General features: G+C 56.8%; 7 protein-coding genes and 2 pseudogenes. 2 read left to right on the forward strand and 7 right to left on the reverse strand.

Features of this window, described 5'->3' with window-relative positions; all coding sequences use genetic code 11:
* Positions 1 to 153: 153 nt before the first annotated feature.
* Together ACLHHB_RS10490 and ACLHHB_RS10495 are read right to left on the reverse strand one after the other, a co-directional pair.
* Positions 154 to 1,263: a ParB/RepB/Spo0J family partition protein gene (locus ACLHHB_RS10490; RefSeq protein WP_410218234.1), complete on the reverse strand. Its 1,110-nt coding sequence runs from the start codon at positions 1,261 to 1,263 to the stop codon at positions 154 to 156.
* On the reverse strand, positions 1,241 to 2,647 hold the full coding sequence (locus ACLHHB_RS10495) for an AAA family ATPase (RefSeq protein ID WP_410218235.1): 1,407 nt from the start codon (positions 2,645 to 2,647) through the stop codon (positions 1,241 to 1,243). Before ACLHHB_RS10495 ends, ACLHHB_RS10490 begins: the two co-directional genes overlap by 23 nt.
* Positions 2,648 to 3,159: 512 nt before the next feature.
* On the opposite strand from ACLHHB_RS10495, the gene ACLHHB_RS10500 reads away from it, so the two are divergent.
* On the forward strand, positions 3,160 to 4,350 hold the full coding sequence (locus tag ACLHHB_RS10500; RefSeq protein ID WP_410218236.1) for a replication initiation protein: 1,191 nt from the start codon (positions 3,160 to 3,162) through the stop codon (positions 4,348 to 4,350).
* 152 nt (positions 4,351 to 4,502) lie between these two features.
* Here the strand turns inward: ACLHHB_RS10500 and ACLHHB_RS10505 are convergent, their stop codons facing one another.
* Positions 4,503 to 5,393 (reverse strand): recombinase family protein, encoded by an 891-nt coding sequence (locus ACLHHB_RS10505; RefSeq protein ID WP_410218237.1) that lies wholly within the window; start codon positions 5,391 to 5,393, stop codon positions 4,503 to 4,505.
* Between the two features lie 324 nt (positions 5,394 to 5,717).
* A pseudogene (locus ACLHHB_RS10510) lies at positions 5,718 to 6,408 on the reverse strand (IS6 family transposase).
* A gap of 154 nt (positions 6,409 to 6,562) precedes the next feature.
* Between ACLHHB_RS10510 and ACLHHB_RS10515 the strand changes: the two are divergent.
* Positions 6,563 to 6,964 carry a hypothetical protein gene (locus ACLHHB_RS10515; RefSeq protein WP_410218238.1) on the forward strand — a complete coding sequence of 134 codons (402 nt, stop codon included), beginning with the start codon at positions 6,563 to 6,565 and terminating at the stop codon, positions 6,962 to 6,964.
* 161 nt (positions 6,965 to 7,125) lie between these two features.
* Here ACLHHB_RS10515 and ACLHHB_RS10520 read toward each other — a convergent pair whose 3' ends face one another.
* From ACLHHB_RS10520 to ACLHHB_RS10530, 3 genes and pseudogenes are all read right to left on the reverse strand, one after another.
* Positions 7,126 to 8,127, reverse strand: coding sequence for an ABC transporter substrate-binding protein (locus ACLHHB_RS10520; RefSeq protein WP_410218239.1), 1,002 nt, complete (start codon positions 8,125 to 8,127; stop codon positions 7,126 to 7,128).
* The gene (locus tag ACLHHB_RS10525) at positions 8,124 to 8,864 is read right to left on the reverse strand and encodes an ABC transporter ATP-binding protein (protein WP_410218240.1); all 741 of its coding nucleotides are present in this window, start codon (positions 8,862 to 8,864) and stop codon (positions 8,124 to 8,126) included. The genes ACLHHB_RS10520 and ACLHHB_RS10525 overlap by 4 nt, the downstream gene beginning before the upstream one ends.
* Positions 8,857 to 9,085, reverse strand: a pseudogene (locus tag ACLHHB_RS10530) (ABC transporter permease); the annotation flags it as partial. The pseudogene ACLHHB_RS10530 and the gene ACLHHB_RS10525, both read right to left, overlap by 8 nt.

A 9,085-nucleotide genomic window follows, 5' to 3' on the forward strand; every position in this document is an offset into this window, starting at 1 on the left:
TGGATTAGGACTCGGCGAAACCCACCGGCGACGGCTATGCTTTCTAAGACGCGTGCTCTGATACCGATTTTGCTGATCACTGCGACCTCAAACGTAGCGGTGAGCTAAAGTGATTTTAACTGACCGGTGCCTGCAGTTTCGCTACGAAACCCGTTACCGTTCTAGCGAAGCTTTAAGGTCCCGTATCAGTTGGTTAATCAGTTCCGAGGTTAATGCCCTGCCCTCCAAGCGCAACAGATACCCCTTGCTGTCTTCTGAGCAACGGATCTTTATCCCGCTCGACGTTAGCAACGTCTGTCCGTCCACATGCCGAAACTGACGTGCATCACTCTTTGGACGCCCCCCCCGGCCAAGATCCCTATCGCCATGGTTCTGCAGACGGATTAGCGTCTCAATTATCTGCCACTCCTCTTCCGCATCTGTAGGCAAGGCTTGCGAGAGGGTTTGGCGGATCTGAGGCTCGCCCCCTTGGCGGAGAGCACTTGCAAGTTGCAGCCCACGCCGCTCTGTCAACTTTTGAGGAAACTGTAACATGTCACCAAGCTCTTCAAAAATGAGTGCGAAAGAGCGGATCTTTGAGCGTTTGGCTTTGGAGCCTGTGGCATACAGCTTATCCACCGCATCTTCGGTGCTTGCAAAAACCCCTTGATTGGCGGCTATAACTGCAATCCGTCCGCGTTCAAAATGACTTAAATTTTCACGAATTTCATTTTCTTCGATCATCGAAACAAACGCTGTACCGGCATCCGAACGCGGCCGTATGATTGTACGGATAGTGCTGTATTTGTGGGCGTTTGTCAGATCCAGCAGGCCGCGCGTGGCCAGTAGGCGCCTATAACCTGACACAAGACCGTAGCGTTGCCCTGCCCTGCCCGGCCGCTCCAGTTCGAAGACCTCAATCGGCAATCTCAAGCCGTGCGCCGCTATGGACTGCTGCAGCTCCAGCATTTCAGGCTCTCCCAACGTCAGCCGATCGCGGATCATTGCGTCCTCGTCAATCTCGTCCAGCGCCAGGTCAACCATCAGCAAGCCTGATGCTTGTGCTGCGTGAAAACGCGCTGCGTCAGCTTCTTTTCGGGCCCTAACGGCGCGCGCCTCGGCACTTTCAGCGTGGACTTGAGACGCGCTGTCTGCAGCCACTTGGGCGATGGGAGCGACACCTCTAACCAGACCAGTACGGTCAAAGGTTTCGCTGCGAAACTCTGCCTCTATCTTAGTCAGTTCATTTATACTGGGCGCTTCAAGTCGCCTGCGCTTGACCATTGTCTTGTTCCTCTTCCTGCTTTTCCATTTGAAGATCACGCCACCACGCACCCAAAATCAACTCCTTGACCTCTGCCCAGGTACGGTCAAACGTTTCGCGACCACGCACATAAGTCTCTCGATTGAACTCTCTATAATCTGCCTCGTAAATTCCGTTAACCTGCTCGCCCGCCTGCCCCACCATTGCTGTGAGTTCTTGGCGATAAGTGGTCATGAAATCACCGAAATAAGCCTGAATCACATTGGCCAGATCAGTTTGTTGACCCGCCTCGAACCGGGTGATGATTGCGCGTACCGCGTCCCACTCAAAGCGCATCTCGGGCAACCCGTCGCGGCGACGTGCAGCGTTTTCGCCATCTTCGACACTCGCGAATGTAGAGTAAAGCATGTCGAAAAACCGGCCGGTCGAATCGAATTCAAGAAACGTCGCCCCTAGAGGTACCAGCAGGATATCCGCAGCTGCCAGGGCATTGATCGTGAGATAGCCTAGGGCAGGGGGTGTATCGATGATGATAATGTCATACTCATTCACGATGCCATCATGTGTCAGGCTGTTCGACAGCGCGTCCCATAGAGGCCAGCTGCGCAAGCCCATGCGCCAGACCGGCACTTGGAATTCTGCCCAGTACAGGTTCAATTGCGCGCCAAGCAAGTCAATATTCGGCCAATGAGTGTTCTGAATCAGGTCGCGCGCTCCAATATTAAGAGCCTCTGTCAAGGTTTCGTCAAAGGGAAGGAGCGACTGGCCTTGGGCTTCGCGGACCCGGTTCTCGTCCTGAAGAGCCAAGGCATAGTCTTTGGCCAGCAGCGGAAAGGCTGTTGACCATTCGTCGGCTACTTGGCCGCCCATTATCGAGGTCATGCTCCCTTGGCTGTCTAGGTCGATTACCAGCACTTTATAGCCATCCAGCGCGGCAGACATGGCCAGATGAGCGGCAGTCGAAGTTTTCCCCACTCCTCCTTTGAAGTTGGCGACTGCCATAACCTTGGCTGGAAGTCCTTCGGGACGCCAGGGTCGGTATTCCCGATCTGCTGCGCCTTCGGCCGCGAAATGATCTCGAAGGCGCAGCACATCTTCCAGTGAGAACCACTTGGATTTGCCTTCACCGACGCCCTGAGGCAAGCCCGGGTTCTTACGTAGGACGCGACGAAAATGTGCAGTCGCAACCGGAATAAGATAGCGGCATACCTCCCATGTCGAAAAGCGGCGTAGTCGCTTTCGACCGTCGGGAGCATACCCGCGTTCAGCGAGATCCTGCCGGCCACGGGCTGCAAATGTGGCGGCCTTCGCAAAGCGCGCTGTGCCTATGGGCTCAGACAGCCGCTTGGCAGCGCGTGCGGGATCTATATTGAAATAAGGCGGAAGTGGATCTTTGCCTGACATCTGAATCCTATTGGGATGTAACCTATTAGGTCTTGCGTAAAGATTTTTATGGCACATCGATGCCGAATGGGGAACGCCTTACGTCGGTTTCGCGGCGAAACCAGCTAATCTTAGGAATCATACCATCCAAAAGATTGTATCTTGTTTAGTTACTTTAAAGTCTTTACTCCAAAATATTTATGAAGAATCAAAATCTTAAACTAAGATAAGAACCCATGTTCAGGATGATTGGGACCCATATACGGTAGCGGGGGTGCCCTTTTGCAGGGAGTAAGGCGCTGATTCTCAGGATAAAGGGTATGGTTCTACAGGAGCAGGACCTTTAGGCTGTAATAGTGAAAAAAAGAACTTCGTAACCGCGTGCACATCCCGGAAATGGGCACCTAACCAAGCTACTAAATGACAAAAGTGCCCATTTCCGGGATGTGCACGCGGAAGTACTCGGTATCCTAGGCCATCTTGCATACAGGTACCTTATGCGCCAGCATGCATGAAACGATACGGTATAAGTCATGAATGACATTCCAAGAGATCAGCTATCGGGAGCCCTGCGTCGCGGCGCTGTGAAGAAGCATGTCGCTGCAATTCATGTGTCGGGAAAACTGACGCTGCTTCAGCGCAAGCTCTCCAATGTGCTGCTACTGAACGCTTACGATACGCTGACTACACGGCCCAGCCACCAGATTGACGCTCGAACCCTTTGTCTGATGATCGGGTACAACAGCAACGACATGGACACGCTGAAGCAGTCGCTGCGTGGTCTGGTCGAAACCGTTGCTGAATGGGACATGCTTGACGATAAGGGAAGACAGGAGTGGGGCGTTTCCAGCTTGCTCAGCTATGCCAAGCTAAAGGCGGGGATCTGCGAATATGCCTATTCCCCTGCCTTGGCTGAAAAGCTGCACGACCCCAAGGTCTTCGCGCTGATCAACCTGAACATGCAGCGGCGGTTTGCCTCTGGACATGCCTTGGCACTCTACGAGAACTGCTATCGCTTCGTTCGAACAGGATCAACGGGTTGGTGGCCGCTGGATCTGTTCCGCCGCCTTATGGGAGTAGACGGCTCGAGTTATTACGAGGTGTTCAAGCAACTGAACGCCAAGATCATCAAGCCTGCCGTGACCGAGGTCAACAAGGCCAGCAACATTATTTTGACGCCGGAGACGAAGAAGCAGGGCAGGGCGGTCACGCATATTCGCTTCCTGATCAAGGAGAACCCGCAGCTGGCGATCCTGAACATGGACGATGGCGAGGGCGCTCGCCACGGCGAGGTTTATGGTCGGCTGCGCGCGCTTGGGGTCAGCGACAGGCTGGCACGCCAATGGCTGACGGCCCACGGCGATGAGCAGGTTCAGGCCAAACTGGATTATGTGGAGGCGCGCAAGAATGTTGTCAGCAAGGTCGGCTATCTCAGCGCCGCATTGGAAGCGGGTTTTGGAACCGAACCAGCCGCGCCGGCCGAGCCGCCCCATCCTCAGGCCGAGCGACTGCGCCGGATCCTAGAGGTCATCCGCTCCCGTACGCCTACGCAGCGTGACGCGGACCGCCGGCTGTTCCTGAGTCAGTTGACCGACCGAACGGCACGGGCAGACTTCGAGCGTCATGGCTGGATGTCGCCTTTGAACGCTGCCCGGATTGCGGCGTTTTGGGAAGATATGTCGCCGGGCCTTTTTGCCGGCCCTCTTCGGCACAGCGCCAGTTGAGCCTGCCACGGAGAGGGATGAGTATGGTGCAACTCTGAAGTGCTATCCTGCCGTGCAGCTCTTGTCTCGCTTCCTGAGGCAGAGAAGCAAAACGATAGCATATCAACCGGCATCTGATATTTTCGACGGATTTCAAGACCCCTCTATGCTTTTCATATCCCGGCCAGCAAGCCCATCTTCTGGGCCCGTTCCAGCAGCATCTTCACTGACGAAGGCTGCCACCGGGATCGGCCTCGGGGAGTACGTTCGCGCATGGCCTCCAGACGATCACAAATGGCCTGCAACGTGATGTCCGGATTGGCACCCTTGATGGCAGCCACAAGAGCGGGCAGGCGATCATCTGCTGCACGACGGCCCGCACGGCTCAATATCGTTTTCGGCAGAAAGCCGTCACTCACGTATGCTTTCACGGCACGCAACAGCCGTGATTGCGTCCATTGCCGATCCAAAGGGAGAGGCCCGTTCACGATGCGAAGCACGTCCTCCCATGCCATGTCGGGCCGCAGCCGACGGACATAAGGTACCCAATCATGGGCGCCGTCGTTCAATCGCTCCATATATCCCTCGTGCCGCGCCAGCCTCACCTTGCGAATCGCGGCCGGGTCGCGGGCCCTCAGTCCAGGATTGCCGCCAATCCGGCCCCTGGTGCGCGCGCTGGCAAGCCCCGCCTTCGTTCGCTCGCGGATGAGTGCCCGTTCAAACTCGGCGGCGGCTCCCAAGACCTGCAGCGTGAATTTGCCTTGTGGAGATGCGGTGTCGATCGGATCCTGAATCGAACGGAAGAATGCGCCCTTTGCGTCCAGCCGTTCAATCACCTCGAGCAGGTGCGACAACGACCGAGCCAACCTGTCGATCCGCACCACGAGCAGCGTGTCCCCTTTGCGTATGCCGTCCAAGAGGCGTGCAAGTACGGGCCGGCTACGGTCGCCGCCTGAGGCCTGCTCTTGATGGATCACGCTGCAACCTGCAGCTTTGAGAGCCTGCACTTGGGGCAGGGGAGTCTGATCTTCTGTTGAGACACGGGCATAGCCGACTAGATGCACCTCAGCGCTCCTTCTACAATATCCGCATCTAATAGCAAACGACCGTTTGAACGCAACCGCAAGAGCCGCTGCGGGGGCAAGGAATTGAGGCCGGGCAGGGCGTCAGCACGGCAATTTTTCGGAAAGCTAAACGGGCCGCTACAGCTTCTGGTCACGAAGATCTAGCTCACCTTCGTCATAGCCTGCTATGCTCCTCACTAACGCATTATAATGATGTTTTAACCAATTTTCATGCAACAGACAAATGTTAATCCCTTCCGATAGCGCTTTGCGCAGAGGGGAAGTGGAGGCTCTGTCGCAAATCGTATAACGCACCACAGTCGGTCAGTGATTTTTTCGGCTTAAGGCGGCAAGCTGACAGAATTGTTGAAACGGTCGCAGTTCCGGCCGGAATTGACCCTCGCGGATCATGTTGACCAATTCGATGCCACGATAGTTGCCGCCGCTGACGTGAAGCTCTTGAAGCCCAGCATCGGTCTCACCCCGCGCTTGATAAAGCAGGGGTCTTACTCGACCAGAGTACTGAAACACTTGATCCGTACCATCTCAATCGGCACAGAGCAGCCAAAGCGCTTCGGCATCCGGTTGATGTTCTTGATCCCTTCGGTGTTGCGGTGCCCTTGTTGATGACGATCTTACGAGGCGAGCCCCTCACCTCCAACGGACAAGAAACCTGACGGCAGCTGCTTGTTTCGCCGCTTTGCCAGCAGGAAGTCCAGTGTTTTCCGAACTTATCGACGGCGCGGTCGACGTAGACCCACTGCCCCTCACCTTGATGTATGTCTCGTTCCTGCGTCAGGATTTCTCAGCGGGCCGCTTGCGGCGATGCGCATCCTCGGCCACCTGACCGGCACAACGCTCCCCTCCGATCGAGCATCGCATGGTCGACCCTGGCACCTCGCTTCGCCATGACCTTTTGAAGGTCTCGCCAGGACACTCTGTAGCGCAGCTAGAAGAAGACGGCGTGCAGAATGATGTCGCGCGCAAAGTGGGCAACGTTGAATTTGATCGCCATAGCATACTTTCCCTCAAACTGACCGTTCTCAAGCCCATCCCCTTCCTTAGAAAGACCGCTCTCTTGAGCACTGTAGCGTTCGAAACCGGAACGAGAGGGTCTCGCGCCATCGCGTTGTATGGGATAAACTGACGGTACAGTGGAGGATATGCCGATGAACTGCATCACGTTCGTCATTACATCCGTTGCCATATGCGGACTAGCATCCTGCAGCACGCCAGCCGAGCAATGTGAGGTTAGTGTGGCCGCTGAGCAGAGAAATGTTTCGCGGCTTCTTCAAGAGGTCGAAGCAAATATTGCCCGTGGTTATACTTTTCAGGATACGACAACGAGCGAAACAGACTTCCGTTTTTGCGCCGGTGGCTTCCGCGGCGGTCACGGTAGGTTGGGTTTGGGTTATTCCAGCTGCTACGGCGGGCCGCAAACAACGCGCGAGCGGGTTCCGATCGATCCTTCTGCCGAAATGCGCAAGCGAGATGCCCTTCAAAATCGCCTTGGCGCCCTTTCTTCGAAAGGTACGCTACAGTGCGTTTCGGGCCTTGATGGGGAACCATGAAGGCCACCTGCTTGATCCAGATTTGATGGTGTAATCTTTTCTTGTGATCCCTTCTCAGGAATGGTGGGTGCGTGACATGAACTTCCCAGGGCTTCAGATCCTTCTTGTGGGTTGGGGCGTGAGAACTGGAACAGAGGCAGAAATGCTCTGCCTCAAATCCTTCAACGAGCCGATTGCGTTCCTGCGTTCATCCAGCCTTGGTCATACCATTCTGACACCTCCCCCGGCCAAACGAGGGCATGGCCGTTTGCATCCTTGAGAACACCGCTTTCAAACAAGAACTGCGCCATGGCGGTAAAGCGGGCCGGATCAATGGTGCCTATGGGCGTATGGCCATCGCGCAGGTAGCCTCCCTTTGTGATTGCCTCCATTGAACCGCTGACAAGATCCGCGTTCGGAAAGTCGCCGGCAGCGATCAGGATCTGCGCAGCTTCATCAGGATGATCGGCGGCCCATTCGTAACCAGCCTGGGTTGCGCGCATGAAGCGTCGGATCACGTCGGGGTTTTCGTCCAGCGTTTCCCGACGCGTGCCGATATACCCATTCTGCTGATCGGGAATCCCGTAGTCGGCATAGGTGAACGAGGACTGGTTTCGGCCAAGAAGGGCGCTGTTCACCCCTTCCCATGTTGCAACCTCCAGCGTAAAATCCACCGCTCCGGATGCCAGTGCCTCATAGGCACCCGTGCCAAGCGTCACCGTGTCCCAGACCGGCTTGCCCCCGTCATGCGCGATCATCGTGCCGATCAACGCTTCTTCCCATGCGCTGCCAAAGCCTGCATAGGTCTTGCCCGACAGGTCGGCGGGACGAGTGATCGCGGAGTTGTCGCTGCTGTAAACCAGCCGCCCTGCATCGTGCTGCATCGTCGCCCACAGTGCCACCAAGTCCGCCCCGCCGGCCCGAGCCGACATGAAGCCAAGGGAAGTCAGGTAGGCAAAATCTGCAGCCCCTGCTGCCAGAAGGGCCGCGGAATTGGTGTCGGAATAGGGGAGCAGATCCACCTCAAGCCCTTCCTCGGCATAAAGGCCCTTGTCCATGGCGATGACCAGGCCGATGTGATTGGTGTTCAGCATCCAGTCGAGGGCGATGCTGACCTGCGTTTCGGCATGGGTGGGCAATGGGATGGCCAGGCAGATGCCAAGTGCAAGCGGACGTATCATCATGAGGCTTCCTCCAGAAGCAAGGCTTTCAGGGTGTCGCGTAGTGGGGCGAGCGCGGCTTCGCTTCGCTCTTTTCGGTGAAGCGGAACAGGGATGTCGGCAACAAGACGACCTGGGCCCGCCGCCATCACCAGAACCCGATCGGCTAGTCCGGTCGCTTCGTGCAGATCATGGGTGACCAGCAGAACGCCGCGTGGGCGCTCATCCAGCCGAGCAACCAGCCAGTCCTGCATGTGGAGCCGTGTTACCGCATCCAGCGCCGAGAAGGGCTCATCCAACAGCACATACCGGCTGTCTTGGACGATGGTGCGCAGAAAGGCAGCACGCTGACGCATCCCGCCCGAAAGCTCGGCGGGAAATTGCTCCTCCGTGCCATGCAACCCGAAGAGGCGAAAGAAAGGTGCAGCGCGGATGCGCGCTTCGCGGCGAGATTGTCCCCTGACCCTGAGACCCAACACGGCATTCTCGGCAACTGTCAGCCATGGAAAGAGCGCATCGCTTTGCGGCTGGTAGCTGATGTCGGGACAGGGGGAGGTAACAGCCCGGCCCTCCAGCGTCATCCGCCCTTCGGCATGCAATGTTTCGGGAAGGATGCCTGCCAGCCATTTCAGGACCGAGCTTTTGCCGCAACCGGACGGGCCGATAAGGGCCGTGATGCCCGTGCCGGGCAACGAAAGCGACAGATCGTCAACCAGTGCGGCGCTGTCGCTCCGAATGGTCAGGCCACGCACCTCAAGCATGACGCGCCTCAGGCCTTTTGGCCGTCAGATGATCGAGAAGCTGGATTGCGCCCAGCAGTGCCAGCGTCAGCGCTGCCGACGCCACCACTGCGGCCAGCACCAGATCGGCGCGGAAGTTGTTCTTGGCGGCAAGGATATAGATGCCCAGCCCCTTCCGCGCTCCGGCATATTCGGCAAAGATCGTGGCAACGATCGCATAGGTGGCCGAAATCCTGAGCCCC

Origin of the sequence: Paracoccus sp. (in: a-proteobacteria) (assembly GCF_046462195.1) — a bacterium.
Classification (GTDB): Bacteria; Pseudomonadota; Alphaproteobacteria; order Rhodobacterales; family Rhodobacteraceae; genus Paracoccus.